The 24,892-nt window shown below is 61.8% G+C and carries 22 protein-coding genes and 1 pseudogene; 5 read left to right on the top strand and 18 right to left on the bottom strand.

All coding sequences use genetic code 11. The features are described from left to right. The first annotated feature begins 90 nt into the window (after positions 1–90). From GVN17_RS26170 to gstA, 3 genes are all read left to right on the top strand, one after another. A complete protein-coding gene (locus GVN17_RS26170) occupies positions 91–1,110 on the top strand; it encodes an SMP-30/gluconolactonase/LRE family protein (RefSeq protein WP_166598187.1) in 1,020 nt (339 codons plus the stop codon). A gap of 198 nt (positions 1,111–1,308) precedes the next feature. Beyond that, positions 1,309–2,178 carry a glutathione-dependent disulfide-bond oxidoreductase gene (gene yghU / locus GVN17_RS26165; RefSeq protein WP_166598186.1) on the top strand — a complete coding sequence of 290 codons (870 nt, stop codon included), beginning with the start codon at positions 1,309–1,311 and terminating at the stop codon, positions 2,176–2,178. A 32-nt stretch (positions 2,179–2,210) separates the two neighbouring features. Further along, positions 2,211–2,822, top strand: coding sequence for a glutathione transferase GstA (gene gstA, locus GVN17_RS26160; RefSeq protein ID WP_166598185.1), 612 nt, complete (start codon positions 2,211–2,213; stop codon positions 2,820–2,822). A gap of 27 nt (positions 2,823–2,849) precedes the next feature. Here the strand turns inward: gstA and GVN17_RS26155 are convergent, their stop codons facing one another. The 6 genes from GVN17_RS26155 to GVN17_RS26130 all read right to left on the bottom strand — a co-directional run bounded on the left by GVN17_RS26155 (position 2,850) and on the right by GVN17_RS26130 (position 11,199). Beyond that, the gene (locus tag GVN17_RS26155; RefSeq protein ID WP_371928622.1) at positions 2,850–3,797 is read right to left on the bottom strand and encodes a LysR family transcriptional regulator; all 948 of its coding nucleotides are present in this window, start codon (positions 3,795–3,797) and stop codon (positions 2,850–2,852) included. Continuing rightward, positions 3,794–4,090, bottom strand: a complete 297-nt coding sequence (locus GVN17_RS26150; RefSeq protein ID WP_166598184.1) for a LysR family transcriptional regulator — start codon at positions 4,088–4,090, stop codon at positions 3,794–3,796. Before GVN17_RS26150 ends, GVN17_RS26155 begins: the two co-directional genes overlap by 4 nt. Before the next feature lie 18 nt (positions 4,091–4,108). Then, the gene (locus tag GVN17_RS26145; RefSeq protein WP_166598183.1) at positions 4,109–5,197 is read right to left on the bottom strand and encodes an NADH:flavin oxidoreductase; all 1,089 of its coding nucleotides are present in this window, start codon (positions 5,195–5,197) and stop codon (positions 4,109–4,111) included. A 61-nt stretch (positions 5,198–5,258) separates the two neighbouring features. Continuing rightward, entirely contained in the window at positions 5,259–6,815 is a 1,557-nt protein-coding gene (locus GVN17_RS26140; RefSeq protein ID WP_166598182.1) for an efflux transporter outer membrane subunit, read from the bottom strand. After that, on the bottom strand, positions 6,812–10,018 hold the full coding sequence (locus GVN17_RS26135; RefSeq protein ID WP_166598181.1) for an efflux RND transporter permease subunit: 3,207 nt from the start codon (positions 10,016–10,018) through the stop codon (positions 6,812–6,814). Before GVN17_RS26135 ends, GVN17_RS26140 begins: the two co-directional genes overlap by 4 nt. After that, on the bottom strand, positions 10,015–11,199 hold the full coding sequence (locus tag GVN17_RS26130; RefSeq protein WP_166598180.1) for an efflux RND transporter periplasmic adaptor subunit: 1,185 nt from the start codon (positions 11,197–11,199) through the stop codon (positions 10,015–10,017). The genes GVN17_RS26135 and GVN17_RS26130 overlap by 4 nt, the downstream gene beginning before the upstream one ends. A gap of 205 nt (positions 11,200–11,404) precedes the next feature. Here GVN17_RS26130 and GVN17_RS26125 point away from each other — a divergent pair, with 205 nt between their 5' ends. Then, positions 11,405–12,322, top strand: coding sequence for a LysR family transcriptional regulator (locus GVN17_RS26125; RefSeq protein WP_166598179.1), 918 nt, complete (start codon positions 11,405–11,407; stop codon positions 12,320–12,322). A gap of 11 nt (positions 12,323–12,333) precedes the next feature. On the opposite strand, the gene GVN17_RS30105 is transcribed toward GVN17_RS26125, so the two are convergent. The 11 genes and pseudogenes from GVN17_RS30105 to ehuB all read right to left on the bottom strand — a co-directional run bounded on the left by GVN17_RS30105 (position 12,334) and on the right by ehuB (position 22,112). Then, complete coding sequence (locus GVN17_RS30105; protein ID WP_371928624.1) at positions 12,334–13,062, bottom strand: methyl-accepting chemotaxis protein; 729 nt, start codon at positions 13,060–13,062, stop codon at positions 12,334–12,336. Positions 13,063–13,191: 129 nt separating this feature from the next. After that, positions 13,192–14,280, bottom strand: a pseudogene (locus GVN17_RS30100) (cache domain-containing protein); the annotation flags it as partial. 115 nt (positions 14,281–14,395) lie between these two features. After that, positions 14,396–15,283, bottom strand: coding sequence for an EamA family transporter RarD (gene rarD, locus GVN17_RS26115; protein WP_166598177.1), 888 nt, complete (start codon positions 15,281–15,283; stop codon positions 14,396–14,398). 71 nt (positions 15,284–15,354) lie between these two features. Beyond that, positions 15,355–16,218, bottom strand: coding sequence for a VOC family protein (locus tag GVN17_RS26110; protein WP_166598176.1), 864 nt, complete (start codon positions 16,216–16,218; stop codon positions 15,355–15,357). A 22-nt stretch (positions 16,219–16,240) separates the two neighbouring features. Beyond that, positions 16,241–17,344 carry a DUF2817 domain-containing protein gene (locus GVN17_RS26105; RefSeq protein ID WP_166598175.1) on the bottom strand — a complete coding sequence of 368 codons (1,104 nt, stop codon included), beginning with the start codon at positions 17,342–17,344 and terminating at the stop codon, positions 16,241–16,243. A 29-nt stretch (positions 17,345–17,373) separates the two neighbouring features. Beyond that, complete coding sequence (locus GVN17_RS26100; protein WP_166598174.1) at positions 17,374–17,760, bottom strand: ectoine synthase; 387 nt, start codon at positions 17,758–17,760, stop codon at positions 17,374–17,376. Positions 17,761–17,775: 15 nt separating this feature from the next. Continuing rightward, entirely contained in the window at positions 17,776–19,065 is a 1,290-nt protein-coding gene (locus GVN17_RS26095) for an amidase family protein (RefSeq protein WP_166598173.1), read from the bottom strand. Between the two features lie 40 nt (positions 19,066–19,105). After that, on the bottom strand, positions 19,106–19,867 hold the full coding sequence (ehuA, locus tag GVN17_RS26090) for an ectoine/hydroxyectoine ABC transporter ATP-binding protein EhuA (RefSeq protein WP_218576415.1): 762 nt from the start codon (positions 19,865–19,867) through the stop codon (positions 19,106–19,108). Between the two features lie 5 nt (positions 19,868–19,872). After that, positions 19,873–20,538, bottom strand: coding sequence for an ectoine/hydroxyectoine ABC transporter permease subunit EhuD (gene ehuD, locus GVN17_RS26085; RefSeq protein ID WP_166598171.1), 666 nt, complete (start codon positions 20,536–20,538; stop codon positions 19,873–19,875). Then, the gene (ehuC, locus tag GVN17_RS26080; RefSeq protein WP_166598170.1) at positions 20,535–21,197 is read right to left on the bottom strand and encodes an ectoine/hydroxyectoine ABC transporter permease subunit EhuC; all 663 of its coding nucleotides are present in this window, start codon (positions 21,195–21,197) and stop codon (positions 20,535–20,537) included. Before ehuC ends, ehuD begins: the two co-directional genes overlap by 4 nt. A 60-nt stretch (positions 21,198–21,257) precedes the next feature. Further along, complete coding sequence (gene ehuB, locus GVN17_RS26075) at positions 21,258–22,112, bottom strand: ectoine/hydroxyectoine ABC transporter substrate-binding protein EhuB (RefSeq protein WP_166598169.1); 855 nt, start codon at positions 22,110–22,112, stop codon at positions 21,258–21,260. Between the two features lie 208 nt (positions 22,113–22,320). Between ehuB and GVN17_RS26070 the strand changes: the two genes are divergently transcribed. Next, positions 22,321–23,742, top strand: coding sequence for a PLP-dependent aminotransferase family protein (locus tag GVN17_RS26070; protein WP_166598168.1), 1,422 nt, complete (start codon positions 22,321–22,323; stop codon positions 23,740–23,742). Between the two features lie 120 nt (positions 23,743–23,862). Here the strand turns inward: GVN17_RS26070 and GVN17_RS26065 are convergent. After that, positions 23,863–24,892 (bottom strand): ATP-binding cassette domain-containing protein (locus GVN17_RS26065; RefSeq protein ID WP_166598167.1); only part of this gene is annotated, 1,030 nt, incomplete at its 5' end.

Raw genomic sequence — 24,892 nt, 5'->3', positions numbered from 1 at the left:
CTACCCTTCCCATTGGGATTTTTCAATCCTGGCGGTCGGTTACCGACAACTTTCATCACTCACAATGATAATAAACAGGGGTATTGTTCGATGCCTGGCAATCCAATAGATGCTTTTATCGTCACCACTGACGATCTTCATTACATCGGTAATAACTTACAGCGCCCGGAATGCATTCTGGCCGAGCGCGACGGTTCTTTATGGACAGCGGACGCCCGGGGTGGCGTGGTGCACATTCAGCCCGACGGCAGCCAGCAGTTGATTCTTCCCAAACAAACGACGGGCGCCACGGTGTCGAACCCTTCCGAAGAGGCCTCTCGACTGACCACCGGCAGTTTGCCCAACGGCCTGGCGTTCGCCCGTAACGGCGACATCATCATTTCCAACTTCGGCACCGACCGTCTGGAGCTGATGAGCCGACAGGGCGACTTCAGCGTCATGGCCGACACGATCGATGGCCTTCCTATCGGCAAGGTCAACTTCGTGCTGCGGGACAGCAAGGACCGCATCTGGATGACGATTTCCACCCGAACAGTGAACTGGATGACGGCCATGAGCCCCAACATTTCAGACGGCTACATTGCGCTGTACCAGCACGGCGTGCTGCGGGTCGTGGCCGAAGGGTTTCACTTCACCAACGAAATCAGGCTCGATGCCAACGAGGAATGGCTGTACGTCGCCGAAACCTGTGGCATGCGCGTGACCCGATTGCGTGTGCTCGAAGACGGGTCGCTGGTGGATCGCGAAGTGTTCGGCCCCTCGAATCACAACGGCTTCATCGACGGCATCACCTTCGACGCCTTCGGCAACCTGTGGGGAACGCACATCATGCTGGACCGGGTGTTCGCGATCACGCCCCAGGGTGACATGAAGATCATCCTCGACGACGACAACGGCAGTGCCGAAGGCAAGGCCCTGCTCGCCGCTTTCGCAGAAGACAAGGCCACCGCAGACTTGATGTTGGCGTGCGGCGGCACCATCGCGCCCTGGTTCACCAGCATCACCTTTGGCGGCGCCGACCTGTCCACCGTGTACATCGGCACCCTGCGGGGCGACCGCATTCCGTATTTCAAATCCCCGGTGGCGGGCTTGCCGATGGCTCACTGGTAGTCGCCTGCCCTCTCAAGCCCGGCCAATCCCGTCGCAACGACGGGATTGTTCAGTCCCCTGAACACTCATTTCGACCTCTGCCCGTATATGGGTTTTTCCCGACTCGATAGAGTTTCCTCATGCCGTTCAGCCCTGTTGAACGGCCCCCGCTTTCCCTTTTCCAGACCGCCCATCCTTCGGGATGTCACGGAGTGAGCCATGACCGATAACGCGCAAGACAATCAACCCGCCGGGTACCTGCCTGACGCCGTGTGGCAGCCGAAAACGGTGTACGGCGGCCAATTCGCAAGCATCAACCGCGCCGACTCGGGCGCACGCTTCGAACAGGCGCTGCCGGTGGGCAAGCACCCGCTTCAGCTGTATTCCCAGGGCACGCCCAACGGCCAGAAAGTGACGATTCTGCTGGAAGAATTGCTCGCCCTCGGACACGAAGGCGCCGAGTACGACGCGTGGCTGATCGATATTTTCAAGGGCGACCAGTTCGGCAGTGGTTTCGTCGGCATCAACCCCAATTCGAAAATTCCGGCATTGGTGGATCACTCGATGAACCCTGCCCTGCCGGTCTTCGAAAGCGGCTCCATCATGGTGTACCTCGCAGAACGCTTCGGCGCCTTTCTCCCGAGCGAGCCACGTGCACGTTCCGAGACCTTCAACTGGCTGATGTGGCAGATGGGCACGGCGCCATTCGTGGGCGGTGGACTGGGCCATTTCTATGCCTATGCACCGATCAAAATCGAGTACGCCATTGACCGCTACGCCATGGAAACCAAACGCCAGCTGCATGTGCTGGACACCCACCTTGCCTCCCACGAATACCTGGCGGGGGATCAATACACCATCGCCGACATGGCCGTGTGGCCCTGGCATCCGGGCAGTCTGTTCGGGGTCTACGGCACCCACGCCTTTCTCGCGGTCGAGGAATACACCCACCTGATGCGCTGGTATCACGCCATCGCCGCACGCCCCGCCGTGGCCCGAGGCCGCATCGTCAATCGCACCTCCGGGGCACCGGGAACGTCGCTGCGTGAGCGTCACGATGCTGCTGATTTCGAACCGTTTTTCAAATAGCGAACCTGTCGTTCGCGTAAACAGAGGTGATTATGAAGCTGTATTTTTCTCCTGGCTCTTGTGGGCTTTCGCCGCAAATCGCGTTGCGTGAGGCCGGGCTGGATTTTGAACTGGTCAAGGTCGACTTCGGCACCAAGCAAACCCAAGAAGGCGACTATCACGCCGTGACGTCCAAGGGCTTCGTCCCGGCGCTGCAACTGGACAATGGCGATGTCATCACCGAAGGCGCCGTCATCCTGCAGTGGATCGCTGACCAGCATCCAGAGCGCCAGCTGCTGCCTGCCCTCGGCACCCGGCAGCGCTACAAGGCCATGGAATGGTTGAACTACATTGCGACCGACCTGCACAAAGGCATGGCCGTGATGTTCTCCCCGTTCGTGGACGCGGAGTCCAAGACCCGATTCGCCGACGGCAATCTGGGCAAAGTGTTTGCGTACATCAACGAACATCTTTCGACCCATGACTATGTGCTGGGCGAGCAGTTCTGCCTCGCGGACGGCTATCTGTACAACGTGCTGTCGTGGCCTTCGCGTGTGAACATCGACATCACGGGCTACACCCATATCCAGACATTCCTGGCCCGGATGGAGCAGCGTCCAACCGTGCGCGCAGCCCTCATCGCAGAAGACGTCCGCGCCGCATGACCCTTGAACATCGGGTGATGTGACCCCTCACTCTACACCTTGCGCCGCCCCCGATGCGGGTTCCCGGCGCAAGGTGCGGGTGTTGGCGAACAGCTCGATGATCCAGTCGACAAACACCCGCACCTTGGTCGAGAGATGGCGGTTTTCCGGGTACACCGCGTACACCGGCAGCGGCTCATTGAACCAGTCCTCCAGCACGCTCACCAGCCGGCCTTCACTGACCAACGGTGCCATCAGGAAATTGGCCATTTGTACGATGCCAAGGCCCGACAGTCCCGCTGCGGTGTAGGCATAGCTGTCGCTCAACGCAATGTGGCTGGACAGGGCCACCTGCACGCGCTCCCCCGCTCGGGTGAAGTACCAATCGAACATCTTGCCGGTGCGTGCGGAGAAATAATTGACGCAGCGGTGATGGATGAGGTCATTGGGGTGCAGAGGACGTCCGTGGCGTTCGAGGTACGCGGGCGAAGCGCAAGTGGCGTAATGCATGGTGCCGACACTGCGGGCAATCAAGCGAGAATCCGCGAGCTGACGACCGCCCCGTATCGCGCAGTCCACCCCCTCCTCCAACAGGTCCACCGGACGGTCGCTGCACCCCAGCTCCAGGCAAATGTCAGGGTAGCGTTCGAAGAAGTCTGGCAGCGCCGGGATGATGACTTCACTGGCAAGCCCGGTGGGCACATCGACCCGCAGCCGCCCCGAAGGACTGAGCCGGTTACGGGAGACGGCGTCTTCCGCGTCCCGCACCTCTGACAGAATGCGCAGGCAGCGCTCGTAGAACGACGCGCCCTCGGCGGTGACGCTGACGTGCCGGGTCGTCCGGTTGAGCAGCTTGACCGACAGCGACGTTTCCAGGGACTGGATGAGGGTTGTCACTGTCGCCTTGGGCAACTTCAGGGTATCGGCGGCGCGGGTAAATCCTCCGGTGTCCACGACCTGAACGAAGACTTCCATCGCCAGCAATTTGTTGATCACGGCCGTTCCTCCTCAGCACTCTCGGCGATGATCGTCTGCACGATCACCAGCGCCGGGGCGAGCGTCTGCGCAATCCGCTCAGCCTTGGTGGTGGGCCGCACGTGACGCCCGCACGGCACGAACAGCGGATCGTCAAAGCGCTTTCGCAACTTGCTGAGCACATTGCTGACCGCTGGCTGCGTCACGTTCAAGACATGGGCCGCCTTCGACACGCCCCCTTCCTGATACACCATCAGAAAGGTGACCAGCGAATTGAGGTCGAATTTCTGGAAGTGCTGGCCGTCAATCGGCATGGGCCGCCCTCTGCATGCTCACAGGCTTCCCCGGATGACGAAGCTCTGCCAGCCGCGCATGTGGTTGATGAAACGCTCGCTCAATCCGCCGTCACGCAGATACTGCGCAGGCACTGGCAGTTGGGGGCTTTCGTAGGCCGGGTTCTCCCAGACCTGCCGCGGGAAATCCCGTTGCACGATGCTGGCCCGCCCGATCAGCACGAAATCGCAGCCTTCATCCAGCAGTTCACCGGCACGTCGGGCGGTCATGATCTTGCCCGCCGCGCCAACCCGCACACCGCCGCGTGGCAAGTCGGTGAACACGCTGAGCATGCTCTGCCCTTTGAACGTGCCCTCTTGAACGATCTGCGCGGAATCCCACAATGCCAGGTCCAGGTAGTCGATGAGCGAACGCTGAAGAATGTCTGCCGTGATATCCCGCAATTCATCCAGCAACAGACCGTACCGCTCGACCGACAACCGCCAGCCGATCTGGAAATCAGGGCCACACGCCTTGCGGATCCCTTCGATGACTTCAATGGTCAGGCGCGCACGGTTCTCGACGTTACCGCCGTATTTGTCCGTGCGGTCGTTGTACATCGGCGACATGAACTCCGAGAGAATCCAGCCGAACGCGCCGTGTACCGCGATGCCGTCGAAGCCCGCTTTTTCCGCTCGCACAGCGCCAGCAATGAAACTGTCGCGAATGCGCTCGACCTGCTCGGTGCTCAACGCCCTTACGCCGGGAACGGTGTAATTGGACGCCGGGGCCGGAATCCCGCCAATCAGCGGGTTGGCGCGATGCCCGGCGTGGTGCAACTGCACCGCCGAGAGGCCGCCACCCGCCCGGATCGCGCTGGCCATTTGGGTCAGGCCGTCCAGTTGCGCGTCGCAGTTGATCCCCAACTGGCGCTCGAAGCCGATACCGCTGGCTTCTACGTATGTGGCACAGGTCTGGACCAGACCGTAACCCCCTTGGCCGATCTGTTCCATCCACTGCTGATCGAACTCAGTGGCCATGCCGTTGTGTTCGCTTTGCTGGTTGGTCAGTGGCGCCAACATGAAGCGGTTTCTCATCGCCGGGCCGTGGAGCAGCGTCAGCGGTTTGAACAAATCTGAAACGGACATAAAAACCAATCTCCCATCACATCACTTTCAACGAACGTCAGCCGCTGGGGCTGACGCTGGATCAACCTCGACGACCCTGCTGCTGCACATCGACGGCAGCGCCCGCCTGCTGGCGTTCATCGGCATGCCATCCGCCACCGAGGGCGCGCACCAGGTCCACCGTGGCACGGGCTCGCGCCCCTTCGGACTGGATCAACGACTGCCGGTTACGCAGCAACGTGCGCTCTGCATCGACCACCACCAGGTAGTCCACATCGCCTTCGTCGAAGCGCGACTTGGCCGACCGGGCCACACGGGACGACGCCTCTTGCGCGCCACGCTGATGAACGATTCGCTCATCCAGCGTGCGCATCGAGACCAAGGCATCCTCAACCTCGCGGAAGGCCTGCAGCACGGTTTTGCGGTACTCGCCGACGCGCTCCTCGTAAACGGCGCGGACCCGTGCAATGTCAGCCTTGCGCCGCCCGCCGTCGAAGATCGGCAGGTTCAACGCCGTGCCCACCAAAGGCCCCAACAGGAAGGTGCGCTGCGACCAATTCGTCAGATTGCCCAGGTCCGTGGACTCGTAGCCCAGGCCGCCGGTCAACGACAGCGAAGGGAAGAACGCCGCCTTGGCGACACCGATCCTCGCGTTCTCGGCCGCCATGGCGCGCTCGGCGGCGGCGATGTCAGGCCGACGTTCAAGCAGTGTCGAGGGCAGGCCGGGTGGCAATTGGACGGTGATCGGGTCCAGCGGTTTGCCTTCCACCGAAAACGCCGCCGGTGCCTGACCCAGTAACGTGGCCAGTGCGTGTGCCGTCAGCGCGTATTGCTGCTCGACCGCCAGTTGTTCGGCGCGAGCGGAATACAGCTCGGTCTGTGCCTGATCGACCACGTAATTGGCCACCGCGCCATTGTCGAGCCGTCGCACCAGCAACTTCTCCGTGTCCTCGCGCAACGTCACCGTTTCCACCAGCAACCGGCGTTCGCCCTCCAGTTGGCGCAGGCTGAAATAGGTCCGCGCGACGTCGGCTTGAATCAGCAACAGCATTTGATCCGCCAACGCTTGTTGCTGGGCCGCGTCCGCCTCGGCCGCTGCGATGCTGGACGACACGCGGCCAAACAGATCCACCTCGTAGGCGACGGTGGCCTGGGCACGCCATAGGGTTTGCGTGGTGCCCGGATCGCCATCGTTAAATCCGTCAGCGGCACCCGAGGTGCGCTGGCGGGTCGGACCGAAACCTGCATTGATGTCAGGAAACCGCGCCGACTCGCTGCGTGCAGTCAGTGCGCGGGCCTGCTTGAGCCGGGCCATCGCGATGCTGACGTCCGGGTTGGCCTCCAGCGCCTGAGCCTCCAGTCGCTCAAGCACCGGGTCGCCCAGTACGGTCCACCAAGGTGACGGTTTTTGTGTGTCAGCAGGCGCTGCGGGTTGCCAGCGACCGGGGTTTTCCGACGGGGTCAGCGGCTTGACGGACTGCTGACCGGCCTCGACGAACTGTGCAGGCACGTGCAGGTCGGGACGTTGCTCGACGGGCGCGAGCGAACAGGCTGACAGCAGTGCAAGACCGACGGCGACACTGAGCAAATTCAGGGGCGTGCGAGCGGCTCGCGCGCCTGCGTGGGTTAAGTGGCTCATGCCAGACGCTCCGGCTGCGGTTGATCGTGATGATGAGTAACGAGCGCAGGGGCTTCGTGATGGGAGGCACTGTGCAGTGGCTTTCCTCCACTGAGCGCCCGGACGACCACGTAGAACAGCGGTGTGAGGAACAACCCGAAAAAGGTCACGCCGATCATGCCGAAGAACACCGAGATCCCCATGGCCTGACGCATTTCCGAACCGGCGCCGGACGACATGACCAACGGAATCACACCCATGATGAAAGCCATGGACGTCATCAGGATCGGCCGCAAGCGCAGGCGGCACGCCTCGATGACAGCCTGGACCGTGGACTTCCCGGCCATCTCCAGTTCACGGGCGAACTCGACGATGAGGATGGCGTTTTTCGACGCCAGCCCGACGAGCACGATCAGACCGATCTGGGTGAAGATGTTGTTGTCCCCCTTGGTCAGCCACACGCCGAGCAACGCCGAGAAAATACTCATCGGGATGATCAGGATGATCGCCAGCGGCAGGGTCAGGCTCTCGTATTGAGCGGCCAGCACGAAGAACACCAGCAGCACGCAGAGCGGCAGAATCCACACCGCCGTGTTGCCCGCGATGATTTGCTGGTAGGTCAGGTCCGTCCACTCGTAGGTCATGCCTGCTGGCAAGGTTTCAGAGGCGATCCGTTGAATCGCTGCCATCGCCTGGTCCGATGAGTAGCCGGGCGCAGGGCTCCCGCCGAGGTCAGCGGCGGTGAAGCCGTTGTAACGCACGACCTGATCCGGGCCGTAGGTCTGGCTGATCTTCGCGACCGAGGCGATCGGCACCATGTCGCCAGAATTGCTGCGAACATGCAGTTGGCCAATGTCGTCGGGTTTGGCGCGGAATTGACTGTCAGCCTGCATCCGTACCTGATACACACGACCCAGGAAGTTGAAGTCGTTGACGTAGTACGAACCCAGGAAGGCTTGCAGCGTGTTGAACACCGCCGGGGTGTCAACGCCCAACTGCTGCGCTTTCGCACGGTCGATGTCGAGCTTCAGTTGCGGTACGTTCACCGTGTAGGTGGTGAACAACGGGCCAAGCTCCGGTGCTTCAGAAGCCTTTTTGATGAACGCTTGCGTGGCCTTGTAAAGCTCTTCGTAGCCCATGTCTGCGCGGTCTTCGATTTGCAGCTTGAAGCCACCCAACGTCCCAAGGCCGTACACCGGCGGCGGTGGGAAAATACCGGTGAATGCGTTGCCGATGGTGCTGAACTCTTTCGCCAGGTCGGCCGCCACTTGATTGGCACTGATGCCTTGGCGGTCCTTGAATGGCTTGAGCAGCACGAAGCTCAGCGCGGTGCTGGAGCTTTTGGTCACGGCGTTGATCGACAGGCCGCTGTAACCCGAGGTCCCCATGACCGCAGGGTGCTTGAGGGCCATCTCGTTCATGCGGTTCATGATCGCTTCGGTGCGATCCAGCGTCGAGCCTTGGGGCAACTGCGCCAGGCTCACCAGGTACTCTTTGTCCTGCGCGGGCACGAAGCCGCCAGGGACATGGCCTGTCAGCCACCAGGTCGCTGCCAGCAAGGCGGCGTACACCACCAGCATGCCGCCTTTGCGTTTCACCACGCCGCCGATGCTGCCGCCATAACTTTCAGAGGCGCGATCGAACGTGCGGTTGAAGCGCTTGAAGAATCGACCGAACAGTTTGTTCGTCACACGGGTCACCGCGTCGGGTGCCTGGTCATGCCCTTTGAGCAGCATGGCCGACAACGCTGGCGATAGCGTCAACGAGTTCACGGCGGAGATCAGCGTCGAAATCGCGATGGTGACGGCAAACTGTTTATAGAACTCACCCGTCAAGCCACTGAGGAACGCCAGGGGCAGGAACACGGCGGACAACGTCAGCGCGATGGCGATGATCGGCCCGCTGACTTCGCGCATGGCCTGATAGGTCGCCTCCCGGGGATTCAACCCTCTAGCAATATTTCGCTCGACGTTTTCCACCACCACAATCGCATCGTCCACCACAATGCCGATGGCCACCACCAGGCCGAACAGCGACAGGGTGTTGATGGAGTAACCCGCCAGCAGCAGGAAGGTGAACGTGCCGATGATCGAGATGGGCACCGCGAGCAGCGGAATGATCGACGCGCGCCAGGTTTGCAGGAACAGAAACACCACCAACACCACCAGAGCGACAGACTCCAGCAGGGTTTCGATGACCGCATCGATACCGTTCTGAACGGCACGGCTAGGTTCGTACACGACGCGATAGATCAGGTCTTCCGGAAAGTCCTTCTCCAGCTCGCCCATGACCCGATGCACGTCGCGGGAAATCTGCAGCGAGTTGGCGCCGGGCGCTTCCTGCACGGTCACGGCCACGGCGGGCGCGTTGTCCAGAGTGGCCCGAATGCCGTAGTCCTCGGCGCCCAGTTCGACGCGTGCGACGTCCCCCAGGCGAGTGATCGCGCCTCGGGCGTCGGACTTGATGACGATGCTCTTGAATTCGTCGGGAGTCTTGAGTCGCCCGTCCGCGTTGACGTTGAGCTGATACGCGGTGCTCGACGGTGTCGGCGCGCTGCCGATGGTGCCGACGGCCGCCTGAATATTCTGACGGCGAATGGCGTCGGCCACATCGTTGGCGCTCAGCCCCCGCTCGGCCAGCGCCGCAGGGTTCAGCCACACGCGCATGGCGTAGCCGCCCGGGCCCCAGATCGACACTTCGCCCACGCCGGCGATCCGCGCCAGACGGTCCTTCACATGCAGAATGGCGTAGTTGCTGACGTAGTTGTTGTCGTACGTGCCTTTCGGCGAAACCATGTGCACGGCGATGGTGATGATTGGCGAGTTCTTGATCGCCGTGACACCCAGACGCTGAACGTCTTCAGGCAACCGCGCCTGAGCTTGGGAAACGCGGGTCTGCACAAGCTGCTGCGCCCGGTCCGGGTCAGTGCCCAGCTTGAACGTCACGGTCAGGTACAGATGGCCGTCGCCGCTGGCCTTGGAATCCATATACAGCATGTCCTGCACGCCGTTGATGGATTGCTCCAGCGGCGCGGCGACGGTTTCGGCGATGGTCTTGGCGTTGGCACCGGGGTATTGCGCGTGGACCACCACCGAAGGCGGAATGACTTGCGGGTATTCCGAGACGGGCATGTTGAACGCCGAGACGATGCCCGCGAGCAGGATCAGTGCCGAGATCACACAGGCGAAGATCGGCCTGTCGATGAAGAACTTAGAGACGTTCACGACCGGCCTCCCAGGGCGGCGCTGGCCGATTCGGGTTGAACGGCGGGCTTCGCATCCGCCGCGACCGCCGAGACTTCGGCACCGGGCATGGCACGGAAGGCGCCGTCCACGATCACTTTCTCATTGGCCTCGACGCCGCTGCGCACCACGCGGTCGGTGCCCTGTAAGGTGCCCAGCTCCACGAAGCGTCGCTCGACCTTGTTCTGCGCATTGATCACCAGTACGTACTTGCGGTCCTGATCGGTGCCGACGACAGTCTCATCGACCATCACCGCCTTGTACGGCGCACCGCCTTGCAACCGAACCCGGGCTTGCAGACCGGAGAGCATGTCAGGGCTGACTTTTTCCAGACGCGCGCGCACCCGCACCGTGCCCGAACGGGTGTCCATCTGGTTGTCGAGGGATTCGATGCTGGCGGAATACGGGAACGCGTCATCGTTGGCCAGGCCGACTTTGACCACCGGTTGCGTGCCCGCGCGCAACGATGGCGCGATAAGGCGCAGGTAACTCTGCTCGTCGACGTTGAACGAGGCATAAAGCTTGCCGTCGGAGACGATTCGGGTGAGCGGCAGTGCGTCGCCGCCCGCAGCGACCACGTTGCCCACGGTGATTTCTGCGCGGGAAATACGGCCTGCGATGGGCGACCTGACCTGGGTGTAACTGAGCATCAGCTGAGCCTGCGCCAAGGCGGCCTGCGCGCCTTTCAGCGCCGCCGCCGCTTCACGGGCCGCATTGTCGAACGTGTCGAAATCCCTGCGGGCGATGGCGTTCGATTCCAGCAGGCGCTTGCCCCGCGCCTGCTCGACGTTCGCGTGCCGCTGGCGCTCTGCGGCGCCTGCCACATTGGCCTGGGCCTGGCGCACCTGGGTCTCGAAGGGGGCAGGGTCGATGGTGAACAGCAAATCGTTCTGGCGCACCGACTGGCCGTCCTTGAAGTGCACCGTCAGCAGCGTGCCCGCCACTTTCGGGCGCACGTCCACCACATCGACGGCTTCCAGACGCCCGGTAAAATCCTGGGAATCGGAGACCCAGCGCAATTGGGCGGATTTGTATTTCACGGCGGGCAGTGGTGCGGCCGGTTCGGCTTGAGCGTCCGCGCCGGGCTTCCAGAAAGCACTGCCAGCGCCGATGGCTGCAAGCACGGCTACCGCCAACAGGTGCTGTTTTTTGAGGGGATTCATGCGAGTGATTCCAAAGTTGAATACCCGCAGTCTGAGGCCGCCCACGGGGGCCATCTAGATCGAAACTTGGCTATGTTTATTGCCTGAAATGGAATAACCCCCACTGATAATCGAGTGATATCAAGCGAATCGGTTTTTTTAGTCCTCGAAAAAAACCGGGCTTATTGCTACAACTGCAATTAATTTTGACAGCCGGAGAGAGCGTGTGGACCGTATTCAATCGATGCAGATCTACGCCCGTGTGGTGGAAATGCACAGCTTCACCCGCGCGGCCGAAAGCCTGTCCCTGCCCCCTTCGCGGGTCACCCGGTCAGTGAAGGAACTGGAGGCGTTTCTCGGGGTGTGCCTGTTGCGCAGGACCACGCGCCACATCAGCCTGACCCCGGACGGCACGCTGTATTACGACCAATGCAGACGCTTGCTGGCAGACATCGAAGCGGTCGAGTCGAGCTTTCCCGGCTCCGCCGGAAAGCCCCGAGGCCGCTTGCGGGTGGACATGACGCTGTCGCTGGCACGGCTGGTGGTGCTGCCACGGATCAAGGATTTCCAGGCGCGCTTTCCCGACGTCGAACTCACCCTGACCATGGCGGACCGCACGGTCGAACTGATTCAGGAAGGGATCGATTGCGTGATCCGCGCGGGCACGCCCGAAGACTCGCCGACGCTGGTGGCCAAGCGCATCGGCGCGTTCGACTGGATTGTCTGCGCGTCCCCGGAATACCTCGCCGAGCACGGCACGCCGAACACGCTCGAAGACCTGGCGGACCATCACGCCGTGGGTTACCTCTCCAGCCGAACGGCCCGGTCGCTGGAGTGGCACTTCGTGATGGACGGCGAAGAGCGCTGCATCCGCATGCAGGAACGCCTCATCGTCAATGACACCGACGCTTACGTCGAATGCGCCTTGGGAGGGCTGGGGCTGATCCGGGCCGGGAGCTACATGGTGCGTCATCACCTGGCCAGCGGACGACTGGTGCACGTCTTGGCCAACTGCCCTGCCCCCGCCGTTCCGCTCTCGGTGCTCTACCCGAAGAACCGCCACCTGTCGCCAACCGTCCGCGCGTTCGTGGACTGGGTCGGCGGCGTCGTGCGCGAGGCGGAAGGCAGTTGGAAGGTCGCCTGACTCACCAGGCTTCAGGTCTTGAACCGACGCACCAGACCATCGAGTTCACGGGACAGCGCGGCCAGGTTTTCAGAATCATTCTGGGCGGCGTTGGCGAGGCTCGACACCAGTTGCGCGTCGCCATGAATCTGGCTGATGTGGCGATTGATGTCTTCTGCCACCTGATGCTGCTCCTCGGCGGCGGTGGCAATTTGAGTGTTCATGTCGCGAATCACGTCCACCGATTCTCGAATCTGACCGAAGCTGCTGCGGGCCTGACCGATCTTCGCCACGGACTGCTGCGACACATCGAGGCTGGCGTGCATCTGTTGCGCCACTGAGGCTGTCCTTTTGGCCAGATTGCCCAGTAACGAATCGATCTCGGCCGTCGAGTCTGCGGTGCGTTTGGCCAGCGCGCGCACTTCGTCGGCGACCACCGCAAAACCTCGACCCTGCTCGCCCGCGCGGGCGGCTTCGATGGCGGCGTTGAGCGCCAGCAGGTTGGTCTGTTCGGCGATCGAACGGATGGTGTCGAGGATCGACTGAATATCGTTGCTGTCCTTTTCCAGCTGAGTCATGTCGTGGGCCGAGCGGGAGATCTCGGTGCTCAATTGATCAACGCTGGTGACCGCATCATCGATCTGGCGTTGACCTTCGCGAGCCTGTTGCTGACCGCTGTCTGCCGATGCTGCTGCCTGACTGCATGAGCGTGCGACTTCGTTGGCGGTGGCGACCATTTCATGAAACGCCGTCGAGACCATGTCCACTGCTTCACGTTGGCGTCCAGCCGCTTGCGCCATGTCATTGGAGACACGGGTGGAGGTGGCCGAGCTGTCGAGAATGCGTGTCGCCGCGTGACCGATGTGCTGGATCAATCCGCGAATCGCGGCCAGGAACTGATTGAACCAGTTGGCCAGTTGCGCGGTTTCATCTTTGCCCCGTACGGCCAGGTTTTGGGTCAGGTCACCCTCGCCTTGGGCGATGCCTTCCAGACCGCTGGCCACACTGCGAATCGGGCGCACGATCAGGGTCGCAAAACTGGCCCCGAGCAGCGCAAAGACCAACGCCAACACAGCGGCGATGATCGCGATCACCCACGTCAGGTGCGTGGCTGAGGCCATGACTTCGTCCTGTTTGATCAGGCCAATGAAGCGCCATCCCAGCTTGTCCGAAGGGAAGACGTTGGCCATGAACGGCTCGCCGTTGATAGTCACCTTGATCAGCCCCGGACCCGCCTTGGCCAACTCGGTGAAACCGTCGCCCAACTCACCCAGTTTCTTGAAGTTGTGTTCGGGCTGCTTGGGGTCGACCAGCACGGTGCCGTCGTTTTCGATCAGCATCAGGTAACCGGTGTCTCCCAGCTTGATCTGCTTGACGAGGGTGGTCAGCTGCTTGAGCGACACGTCGATGTTGACCACGCCACCCGAATTCCCGAAGGCGTTGTTCACGGCACGAACGGTGCTGACCAATACTGCGTCATCGCCCGCCCAGTAGTAGGCGGAGGTGCGCAGGGTTTTGCCGGGATTGGCCTGGGCGGTCTTGTACCACGGACGTTGGCGCGGGTCGTAGTTGGCCAGTTTCAGGTCTTCCGGCCACAACTCATAGGTGCCGTTGTTCAACCCATAAGCGACGTATGCATAGTCAGGATGGGCTTTGGCCAGGCCTTCGAACAGACTGAAAATCTGTTTGTCGACCTCGGTTTGCGGGACCTCACGCGGGTTGGCGGCCATGTAGTTCCTGACGCCTTCCCCCGTGCCGACGATCAACGGATGTTGCGCCAGATAGTCCACATTCTGCGAGATGCCGTCGAAGAATAACTGGATGCCATTGGCGACCTGGCGAATCTCCCGGCTACTGCTGTCGACGAAATCCGTCTGCGCATCCTCGCGCAGGTTAATGATCACGACGGCAGCCACCGCAATGATGGGCAAGCTGGCGATGAGGGCGAAGGCCCTCGTCAATTTCTGTTTGATGTTCATCTGCGTACCTGATTGTTATTGGAATTCACGCAGAGGTTTCTGTCCGAAGCGCTGCCTTTGGATCAGCGTTCGACACCTCCGTTTTTGAAACCGGTAGATCGTCCTTCTCTGAACGTCACTGTTTGCGCAATTGCCTCCACGTATCCACGCTGTACACCAACAGCCCCAGCCAGATGAACACGAACGCCGTCAGCGTCGCGGGCGCCAGGACTTCGCCGAACAGCGTCACAGCCAGAATCAGCACCAGCGTCGGCGCGAGGTATTGCAGAAAGCCCAGCGTCGAATACGGCAGGTGCCGCGCGGCGGCGTTGAAACACAGCAATGGAATGAGCGTGATCAGCCCCGCGAGGGTCAGCCAGAGCACGTCATGACTGAGCAGAAAGGCGGGCTGAAAGCTGTCGGATTCCGGATGAAAGGCCACCCAGGCCAACGCCAACGGCACCAGCAGCCAGGTTTCGACCACCAGACCCGGCAGCGCGGCCACCGGAGCACGCTTGCGAATCAGCCCGTAGAAGCCGAACGAGAGGGCCAGTGCCAGCGACACCCATGGCAAGCTGCCGACCTGCCACACCTGCTGCGCGACGCCAATGGATGCCAACCCCACCGCCACCCATTGCAAGCGGCGCAGGCGTTCGCCCATCAGCAACATGCCGAGCAAGACGTTGATCAGAGGATTGATGTAATACCCCAGGCTCGCCTCCAGCATCCGGCCATGGTTCACCGCCCAGACGTAGACCAGCCAGTTGGTTGCGATCAGGCACCCACTCACCGCCAGCACACCCAGCCGACGCGGGTTCTGCAGGAGCTCGCGCGCCCAGCCAGGGTGTTTCCAGATCAGCAGCATCAGCGAGCCGAACAGGGCCGACCACAGCACGCGGTGGATGATGATTTCCACAGCGGGCACGCTTTCGACAGCTTTGAAGTACAGCGGGATGAAGCCCCACATGAAATACGCGCTCAGGCCCAACAGGTAGCCCTTGCGCGGGTTGACGGCAGTTTGCATCAGTAATCCTTTCCGGCCTTGTTATGAAACGACTGAGCGGTGACCGGTCACTCAGACGTTGTTCGACTCCGTCAGCCCTCGTGGGGCAAAGGAGTGATCTGTTCGAGCAGCGTCAGGTTCCGATCCGCGACGCTGAGGGTGACACCGTGGCTGAATTGCGCAACCGTCTGCGCTGAAATTCCCGGTTCGATCCCGGCGATGGACATCGCGTAGACGCCCTCCCCACGGGTTTTCAGCAGCGTCGATAAGCGCTCGCTCAGCCCGGTGTTGATCGAACCGACAGGCGATACCAGATGCAGCGCGGCCTCCCCGACCTGCAGCGTCCTCACCACTACGCCCTGCGTGTCGGTCAGCGACGTGTCTTCAGCACCCACCTCAGCCTCGTCTCCCAACAACCCGCGATAAGCCTGTGTGCTCGCCTTCAGATCATCGACCGCAATCGCAATCGACTGAATCCCGGTGGCGCGATTCGGCTGCACACGCACCTCGCCCTCCGGCACCCGCAACGAACGCGGCGTCACGTCACCGCACAAAAACGGCAAGCCATGCAGCGCGGGCCAGGCCAGCTGCCACTGCACATGCTCACCCGTCGGTTTGACCCGAGAGCCATCGATAGGCCCACGGTACTGAACGCCCGTAGCGGCGGCGTTGGTGACGGCCTGGCCGATGTTCGACGGCACGAACGCCACATCCACGAAGCCCTCGCCGTGCCGGGTCAGGCGTTCGTACCACTTTTCACCCGGCACGGGCGCGGTCCACTCGATCAGCTCCAGGTACGTGCCGTCGAGAAAGTACACCAACGCGTTTTGCGTCGGCGCGTGTTGGTGGCGGCCGCCGACGAGGACCTGAAACCCCAGTTGCCGATAATCTTCAATCGCGCGAGGCAGGTCGTTGACCGCGATGACCAGGTGATCCAGTTGAAAGTTGACGCTCATGAGCTTGCTCCTTTGAATGGGTTCAGGCCTGCCAACGCGCCAGCCCATCGAGGGTGGCGTCAATGATCGGCAGCCCGAGAGTCAACACCTGTTCGCGCCATTGGTAGGAGACAGGGTTGAGTGAGTCCAGCAGGTCGGCGTGCATCTGAGTACGCGTGTCTTCGCTGAGGCGGTGGCCGTAATTGCGCAGCCACAGGTCCTGGCGAATGGCGAGGTCGCCCGCCACCGAACCCCGTGTCCCGAACTCGATCACACCCCCGGCCACGATGGCCTGGGGCAAGAACGATTCGATCCCCTGAAACACCAGGCCTTGATAACGCGGCTGGGCACGCCCGTGGGGGCGTGATCCCGTCCCGGTGTCCAAGCCCCACCAGCCAGCGGTGTGTTGCTGGGCCTCGGAATCGGCGCTGCCGAAATTCAGGTAGAACGGCTTGCCGTATTCACCAATGCCCGTGTGCCAATCGATGACGGCCACGCGCTCGGCATGGCCAACAGCGGTCCGCACCACGCGCTCCAGCGTCAGGCTTTCCCACTCACGTGAAAACCCGCCGAAGCAAGTGCCCTGCGGGTACAGGTACTGGCCGCCCGCAAAGGTGTTGAAGTACACGTCATCGCCGTATTTGAGCCGAAAATCCATGATCCCGATGTCGCAGGCCGAGCGGTAGTTATCGTCCCACCACTGCGGCAACAGATACGGATGGAGCTGCGCGTACAGCGCATTGGTCACCGGCACGGCGGTGTGGTCGATGAAATTGCGATTGAGGTCCACGCCGTTCACCGTGGTCCGCGAGCCGTGGGAAAAACCATAGGGGTTAAGCCCATGAATCAGCAGCACACCGACCTCGTCATTCAGTGCCCGCGCACTCAACTGTTTGAGCCAGCCGATCTGCAACGCCGAGCCCGCGAACCCTTCGAGGCCGTGGGTGCCGCTGATCATGATCAATTGCCGAGGCGCGTCGATCCGCCCGATGTGCCCGACATCGATCGTCAGCTTTTCCCCGTGAGCGCCTCTGGCATCCGGGTGCAAATAGGCGCTCAGTTCGCCGTCGACCGCCTTTACGGCGTTGCGAAACGTGCGCCGGGCGACCTCGTAGGAGGCGCTGAAATAATCGGTGTAGTTGACCACCCGAAAACCCTCACTGAAACGTCAGAGGCTCAACTGGCGGCATCGTAGCCGCCGTCGGCGTTGTGGGTTTCATTGCCCTGGATCGGCGGATTGAACACGCACACCAGGTGCAGGTCGCCCTTGGTCGCCTTGAGGATGTGTTCGTCGTGCTGGTCCAGTGCGTAGGTGGTGCCCACCCGGATCGGGAAGGTCTCGCCACTCTCCACGTGCAATACCTCGCCTTCCCCGGCGATGCAGTAATTGGTCTCGTAGTGGTTTTTGTAATGGCAATGAACGGAGTTGCCTTCGGGCACCACGGTGTGATGCACCGAATACCCGAGACCATCGGACTTGACGATCAGGCGGGTGCTGCGCCACTTCTCGGTGACGACGTGACTGCCGGTTTGAGCGAGCTGTTCCAGGGTGCGCACGATCATGGGTGTTCTCTCATGTCAGGGGTTCAAGATGCAGGGCCGTCTGGACCGACCGGGCAGGTGCAACAACGCACGGTCGCCGTCACGGTGGCCGGTCAGGCAGAGGCCGATGGGTTCTGAGGTTGCCGCCGGGAGGCTCACGCTCGGGGCGTCGATCCGGTTGGCGACTTCGGTCAGGCGAAACGCCAGACGGTTTGTTCGGTAGTAGGTCGGGTCGTCTTCAAGCTCGCTGAGTGTAGGCGGCAGGAAAGGCACCGTCGGTGTGAGGAGCGCGTCGTACTCGCTCATGCGCTGTGCGTAATCGGTCTTGCACTGCGTCAGTTTTTGCTGCGCGGCGAGGTAGGCGCTGGCCGTGACCCGCTCGCCCAAAGCGATGCGTGGCCCGACTCTCGGGTCGTAGAGGTGCGCGCGGTCTTGCAGGAACTCGCGGTGCCAGGTGAAGGCCTCGGCAATGATGATGCCGCCCTCAATGGCGATTTCACCGAAGTCCGCGAGCTCGGGCCACTCTTGTTCGATCACCTCGGCGCCCGCGCTTCTGAGCCGTGCAATCGCGGCGTGAAAGCGTTCGGTGACCGCCGCGTCGGCGTGGGCCAAAGCAAACGTCGGGGGCATCAGAAACCGGCGACCGCGCAGGGTCACAGCATGCAGGGCCGGCTCATCGGGCACCAGCGCCTGATCGACCCGCAGCAGCGTCTCGACGTCCTTGGCGATGAAACCCGGAACGTCGAACGTCGGCGACAGGAAGAGCATGCCGTCGTCGCGATAACGCTCCTTGCTCGGCTTGAAGCCTGTCACGCCGCAGAACGCTGCTGGGATACGCACGGAGCCGCTGGTGTCGCTGCCCAGTGCGATGTCTGCAAGGCCTGACGCCACGGCCACCGCGCCGCCCGAGGTCGAGCCTCCGGCGATGCGCTGACCGGTCGCGTCCAGTGGCGTGACCGGCGTGCCGAAGTGAGGATTCAATCCCAACGCCCCGAAAGCAAACTCGGTCATGTTGGTTTGCGTGGTGATCACCGCGCCCAACTGGCTCAACGCCGCGACCAGCGGGGCATCAGCCGAGGCAGGCGATGCGTTGGCCAGCACCCGGGAGCCTGCGGTGGTCGGCCAGCCGCGCACATCGAAACAGGCTTTGACCGCCAGCGTCAGCCCGCTCAGCGGCGGCACGATACCAAACCCGCTCAGGGTGTCCCACGCGCCCGCTTGCTGTTGAGCTTGCAAAAAACGGTCGCGCAAAATACCGGTCCCGGACTGATCACGGTGCCGCGCGACCGCCACGGCCTGGGCGGCGACGTGCTTGCTGAAAGACATGAACATTCCTCGCGTGTCAGTGGCGCCTGAACGAGCGGCGTTACTCAAGGTGCACCGCCCGCAAAAAAGCCCGGGTGCGATCATTCTGTGGCGAATCCAGCAGACGGCCAGGCGCCCCTTGCTCGACGATCTTGCCGTTCTCCATGAAGCAGATGCGGTCGGCAATCGCCCTCGCCACACCAATCTGGTGGGTGACGACGATAATCGTCAGGTCCCTCTCATGAGCCAGCGCGCGCATGACTTCCAGCACTTCCCCTACCCGCTCCGGGTCCAGCGCGGAGGTGGCTTCGTCGAAGAGCATGATCTTCGGTTCCAGCGCCATCGCCCTGGCAATCGCCACGCGTTGCTGCTGGCCGCCGGACAAGGTGGAGGGGTAGTGGCTGAGCTTGTCGCACAGACCGACCTGCTCCAACAGCGCACGTGCTCGTTGCTCTGCGTCCTCACGGGACAGCCCCAGCACCAGACGCGGCGCTGTGGCGACATTGTCGAGGGCAGTCAAATGCGGAAACAGGTTGAAGCTCTGGAACACCATGCCCACCAACGAACGCATGCGTTGCAAGTGCTTGCGGGTGGGTGGGATGCGTTGCTTGCCTTCGGCGGCATGCCAGAGCGCTTCGCCATCGAGCGACACCTTGCCGCTGTCGATGCCTTCCAGCGCCATGAGGATGCGCAGCAACGTGGACTTGCCCGAACCACTGGGGCCAATGATCGCGACCTTGTCGCCGCGATTCAGGCTGAAGCTGAACTGGTCCAGCACCACGGTCTTGCCGAAGCGTTTGCTGACGTTTTCAAACGAAATCATTTCAGTCATTGATGACGACTCTGCGTCCAGTGACGCAACACGAATACAAACAGGGCCGCGACCGCGCTCATGGCCAGATAGGCCAGTGCAGCGAGGGTGATCGGCTCGACATAACGGAAGCTCTGCGCCCCCACATCATTGGCCGCGAACATCAATTCCGGGACGGACACCGCCGCCAGAATCGGCGTGTCCTTAAGCATCGTGATGAAGGTATTGCCCAAGGCAGGCGTCAGCGGTTGTATCAGCTGGGGCAGCATCAGGTGGCGATACGCCTGGTAGCGGCTGAAGCGCAGGCTGTCACTGGCGTCCCATTGCCCGGAAGGCAGACTTTCCAGCACCGCGCGATACGCTTCGGCGACATAGGCGCCGTGATACAGCCCCAGCGCGACGACACCGGTAGCCACCGGGTTGAGCACGATGCCCATCTGCGGCAATACGAAAAACAGGAAGTAGACCTGAATCAGCAATGGCGTGGACCGCAGTAATTCCATCAACCCGCGCCCTGCCCACACACACCCGCGATGACCCGAGCGTTGCAGCGTGGCGAGAATCCCGCCCGCCACCAGTGCCACGGCAAACCCGCCAATGGCCGCGACGAACGCGACCCCTGCGCCATTGGCGAGCGTGGGTGCGATCTGTGCGGCGAACGACCAGGAAAAATCCATCGTCATGCCTCACTCCTCGCGTTTCGCCCACGGGCCAGCACGCCTTCCAGCTTGCGCATCGACGAGGACACCAGCAGCGAAATGAGCAGGTACATCACCAGCGTCGCCAACAAGACCGCACCCGACTGATAGGTCTTGGAGATAATGGATTTCGCTTGAAACGCAAGGTCTGGAATGGTGATCAGCGACACCAGCGACGTCGCTTTGATCAGTTCGATCAGCAGGTTGTTGAACAACGGCATCATCATGATCAGCGCCTCGGGCAACACCACCACCCGGAGGGTGTTGAAGCGCCCGAGGTTCAGCGCAGCGGCCGCATCGAGCTGCCCCTTGGGAACGGCTTCGATACAGGTCCGCACCACTTCCGCCCCATAGGCGCTGAAGCACAAACCGAGGCCCACCACGCCACATTGAAATGGCGTGAGGTCGACCCCCAGATACGGCAACACGTAGAACAGCCAGAACAACTGAGCCAAGGCTGACGTGCCGCGAAAGAACTCGACGTACAACGCCGCCGGGACATTCAGCCAACGCCTGCGCGACGAGCGGGCCAACCCCGCGACGAGTGCCAGTACCAGCGCGAGGATTGCTGATACTACCGTCAGGCGGATCGTCCACCAGAGCCCGGTCAAAAATTCGTAGCGGTATTCCCAGACCATTTCCATGAAACGTTTCCCATCCAAACGGAGCGCCCTCAAAGGCACCCCGCCTGTGTCATTCAGCTGTCATTCAGCGCAAAGGCTTGCCAGTTTCACATCACCGGTCGGGATGTCTTCCGCGGAGAAGCCATAAGGTTGGCCGATCTTCGCCGCCTCACCGGACGTGAGGATTTCCTGCAAGTACGTGTTGAACGCATCGACAAAGGCCTGGTTCTCGCGACGGAACGCGAAGCTGCCAATCCCTGACGCAGGCTTGCCGTTGATCACGGCCTGGGCGAACGGTTGAACGCGCTCAAGGCCCGGATCGTTCGCGGTCTTCAACGTGGCAGCAACCGTCACCGCCGTGTTCAGAAACGCATCGATACGACCGGTCTTCACGGCGGCGAACAGCGATGCAACGTCAGGCAGCGTGACCAGTTGCTCGGCCTTCACACCGGCGGCCAGTGCGTGGTCGGCGATGGGGCCACCGCCCGTGAGGTAACCGACCTTGATGGACGGGTCTTTGGCGATGTCTGCGTAGCTGCGAATGCCCTTGGGGTTACCCGTCTTCACGACAATCCCGTCATTGACGATGTGCGTCGGTTCGGCGAACGCCACCAGCTTGCAGCGGTCCGGGCGGATGTACAGATCGGACGCGATCACGTCGAACCGACGGGCCTGCAAACCGGGGATCAGCGCGCCGAACTGGGTGGGCACCGCTTCAAGCTGGCTGTTGCCAAACTTCGCCAGCACCGCCTTCAGCAGATCCGCTTCATACCCCACCAGCTTGCCGTTGGGGCCACTGACGATAAACGGCTCCTGCTCGGCAAAGCCGACCCTGACCGGCTTCCCGGCCTTGACTGCGTCCAGCAAATCATCGGCATGAGCGACTGACACCAACGACAAACCTAACGTGAGACCCACCAACATTGAGCGCAGCATTGTATTTCCTCCTCCCCTAATGATGGTGAAAAACTACCATACAAAAAACCATACACTTAATATCGAATAATTATGAATGTATGCCTTTTTCTTCAGTAGAAGGCCCCTATTCGCCCTTGAATAACTGAAAAAGACAACTTCAGGTTGAATAACAGACGTTTTACCCATACATTCAGGTCGAAACCATACAATACGGTCTACCTGCCTGATGCCCATCTCCGAACCCCGTCCTTCGCCGCGCCGACAATGGAATGCATGGCTCGACCTCACGGCTTCTTTCAAATACCTCGGCATCTACCAGGCCATCGTTGCCGACATTGAAAACGGCCGACTGCAACCTGGAGACTCCCTGCCGCCCCAACGTACCCTGGCCAAGCTACTGGGGGTCGACCTGACCACCGTGACCAAGGCGTATGGCATGGCGCGGGACGATGGCCTCATCGAAACCCGCACGGGCAGCGGCACCTGCGTGGCGGGGGAAACTCGCATCTCCCCCCCGACCGCCCCCGAAGCGCCGATGCTGGACCTGAGCAAGAACAGCCCGCCCCGCACCGAAGGCCAGGAAATCAATGCACTGATCGTCAAGGAGATGGGTCGGGCGTTCGCAACCATCGGCGACGTCGCCAGCTTCAACTATCAGGAAACCGGGGGAAACCTGCGCCACCGCATCGCTGGGGCCTCCTGGCTGACGCAACGGATCGAGCAGATCAGCGCCGACCGTGTGATCCTCACCTCCGGCGCCCAGAGCGCGCTGTTCGCGATCTGCCATCTGTTGAGCCGCACTTCGCGGTCGCTGGCTGTGGGGCAGTTCTGCTACCCCGGCATTCACACCGTCGCCCGGCAACTGGGCCTGGACCTGGTGCCTGTCTCCATGGACGCCGAAGGGCTGATCCCTGAAGACTTCGAGCAGGCCTGCCAACGGCACGCGCTCATGGCGTTGTATGTGGTCCCGAATATCGATAACCCGACGACGGCGACGTTGCCGGAAGCGCGACGCCTGAAAATTGCCGAGATTGCCCGCCGCCACCGCGTCACCCTCATCGAGGACGACCCCTACTCCAACATCGCCGCCAACGGGCTGACGTCCCTGGCACAGCTGGCCCCTGAACTCACGTGGCACATCGCGACCCTCTCCAAATGCGCCACTCCGGCGCTGCGCCTCGCTTATCTGTGCGCGCCTGACATTCGCAGCGCACAAGAGATCGCGGGCCTGATGCAGGCGATGACCATGATGGTCTCGCCGTTGTTCGCTGAGCTCGCCTCGCAGTGGATCGACAACGGCATCCTGCAAAACCTGACCCAGGCCATCCGCGCCGAAAACGCGGCACGACTGCTGATAGCAGGTCAGGTGTTCGCCGACCTGAACTTCAGCGCGCCGCCCCAGGGGTCGCACATCTGGCTGCACCTTCCACAGCCGTGGCAGGCGCTGGATTTCGCCCATCAGGCAGAACGCCAACACATCAAGCTGCTGCCCGCGTCGAGCTTTTCCCCGGCATCAGGTCACAGGCCCAGTGAATCGGTGCGCATCTCCCTGGGTGCCGCCGACAACCGGCAGATGCTTGAAGAAGGTCTGAAACGACTGCGCGACATTCTCGATCAGCCGTTGGCGTTTTATCAGGCGATGGTTTGAGCCCTCACTGCCGCTGTCAGCCACAGGGCTAGCAAGCGGCACACCAACGGGTGGGAGCCGGCTTCTTGGCTCCCACCCGTTTGGCGCATAACGTCATTGCACTCAAGCCCAGTCCAGTGATCACACCGCCCGAAGTTTGAAATGCTCCGAGTTGCCGATGAACCGGGTGATGCGCTGATCCGAAGACCGCATCATGTCCGCCGGTGAGGCGTCTTTGACCACCACGCCTTGCTCCATGAAGATCACCCGGTCCGACACTTTGAACGCGAACTCCATTTCGTGGGTGACGATGACCATGGTCATGCCTTCACTTGCCAGGTCCTCGATGCAGCGCAGCACGTCACCGACCAGCTCAGGGTCCAGCGCCGAGGTCGGCTCGTCGAACAGGATCATCGAAGGCTGCATCGCCATGGCCCGCGCAATCGCGACCCGCTGTTGCTGCCCACCGGACAGTTGATGCGGGTACTTGTGCACATGCTCGCTCAAGCCGACTTTCTGCAGGATGGCGCGGGCCGATCCTTCGCACGCCGCCTTCGAACCACGCTTGTGATAAGCCGGCGCCAGGGTCACGTTTTCCAACACGGTCTTGTGCGGGAACAGGTTGAAGTTCTGGAACACCATGCCGATGTCCACCGCCTGATCCAGCGACGGCACGACCTTCCCCGCGTCGGCGTCCAGGAACGGTTTGCCATGCAGCAACACCTTGCCGCTGTCCAGCGGCTCAAGGCCGTTCATGGCGCGAATCAACGAGGTCTTGCCCGAACCCGACGGCCCGATGATCGACACCACTTGCCCGCGCTTGATGCTCAGCCCGATGCCCTTCAACACTTCCAGACTGCCGTAGCTTTTCTTCGCCCCGACGATCTCCAACGCGGTCTCGCCCGTGGCCGTTTCTCGCGCAGGCAATACACCCAGCGCAGGAGAAGGGCCCGCCGTGGGTGCGGTGTTTTTGGCCGCCGTGAAGTCCAGCCGACGCTCCAGGTACGACAGCAGCCAGCCCACCACGGTGACGATGAACACGTAGTAGAACGCGACGCCGAGCATGGTCTCCAGCACCCGGAAGTTCTGGGTGTACAAGCGCTGCCCGACCGCGAGGATTTCATACAACGAAATCACCGAAACGAGCGACGTGAGCTTGACGATATTGACG

The sequence above is a fragment of the Pseudomonas sp. SLFW genome (assembly GCF_009905615.1).
GTDB classification, from domain to species: Bacteria; Pseudomonadota; Gammaproteobacteria; order Pseudomonadales; family Pseudomonadaceae; genus Aquipseudomonas; species Aquipseudomonas bambusae.
Note: the sequence above shows the minus strand (reverse complement) of the source record. Positions and strands in the feature narration are given on the sequence as shown.

Bases quoted from the DNA above. Each gene is read 5' to 3' on its own strand.
- GVN17_RS26095 (WP_166598173.1), bottom strand. From the start codon at position 19,065: ATGTCTTTCAGCAAGCACGTCGCCGCCCAGGCCGTGGCGGTCGCGCGG.
- GVN17_RS26170 (WP_166598187.1), top strand. From the start codon at position 91: ATGCCTGGCAATCCAATAGATGCTTTTATCGTCACCACTGACGATCTT.
- GVN17_RS26070 (WP_166598168.1), top strand. From the start codon at position 22,321: ATGCCCATCTCCGAACCCCGTCCTTCGCCGCGCCGACAATGGAATGCA.
- GVN17_RS26150 (WP_166598184.1), bottom strand. From the start codon at position 4,090: ATGCCGATTGACGGCCAGCACTTCCAGAAATTCGACCTCAATTCGCTG.
- GVN17_RS26100 (WP_166598174.1), bottom strand. From the start codon at position 17,760: ATGATCGTGCGCACCCTGGAACAGCTCGCTCAAACCGGCAGTCACGTC.
- rarD (WP_166598177.1), bottom strand. From the start codon at position 15,283: ATGCAAACTGCCGTCAACCCGCGCAAGGGCTACCTGTTGGGCCTGAGC.
- GVN17_RS26140 (WP_166598182.1), bottom strand. From the start codon at position 6,815: ATGAGCCACTTAACCCACGCAGGCGCGCGAGCCGCTCGCACGCCCCTG.
- GVN17_RS26130 (WP_166598180.1), bottom strand. From the start codon at position 11,199: ATGAATCCCCTCAAAAAACAGCACCTGTTGGCGGTAGCCGTGCTTGCA.
- ehuA (WP_218576415.1), bottom strand. From the start codon at position 19,867: ATGATTTCGTTTGAAAACGTCAGCAAACGCTTCGGCAAGACCGTGGTG.
- ehuC (WP_166598170.1), bottom strand. From the start codon at position 21,197: ATGGAAATGGTCTGGGAATACCGCTACGAATTTTTGACCGGGCTCTGG.
- gstA (WP_166598185.1), top strand. From the start codon at position 2,211: ATGAAGCTGTATTTTTCTCCTGGCTCTTGTGGGCTTTCGCCGCAAATC.
- yghU (WP_166598186.1), top strand. From the start codon at position 1,309: ATGACCGATAACGCGCAAGACAATCAACCCGCCGGGTACCTGCCTGAC.
- GVN17_RS26145 (WP_166598183.1), bottom strand. From the start codon at position 5,197: ATGTCCGTTTCAGATTTGTTCAAACCGCTGACGCTGCTCCACGGCCCG.
- ehuB (WP_166598169.1), bottom strand. From the start codon at position 22,112: ATGCTGCGCTCAATGTTGGTGGGTCTCACGTTAGGTTTGTCGTTGGTG.
- GVN17_RS30105 (WP_371928624.1), bottom strand. From the start codon at position 13,062: ATGGTCTCGACGGCGTTTCATGAAATGGTCGCCACCGCCAACGAAGTC.
- GVN17_RS26110 (WP_166598176.1), bottom strand. From the start codon at position 16,218: ATGAGCGTCAACTTTCAACTGGATCACCTGGTCATCGCGGTCAACGAC.
- ehuD (WP_166598171.1), bottom strand. From the start codon at position 20,538: ATGACGATGGATTTTTCCTGGTCGTTCGCCGCACAGATCGCACCCACG.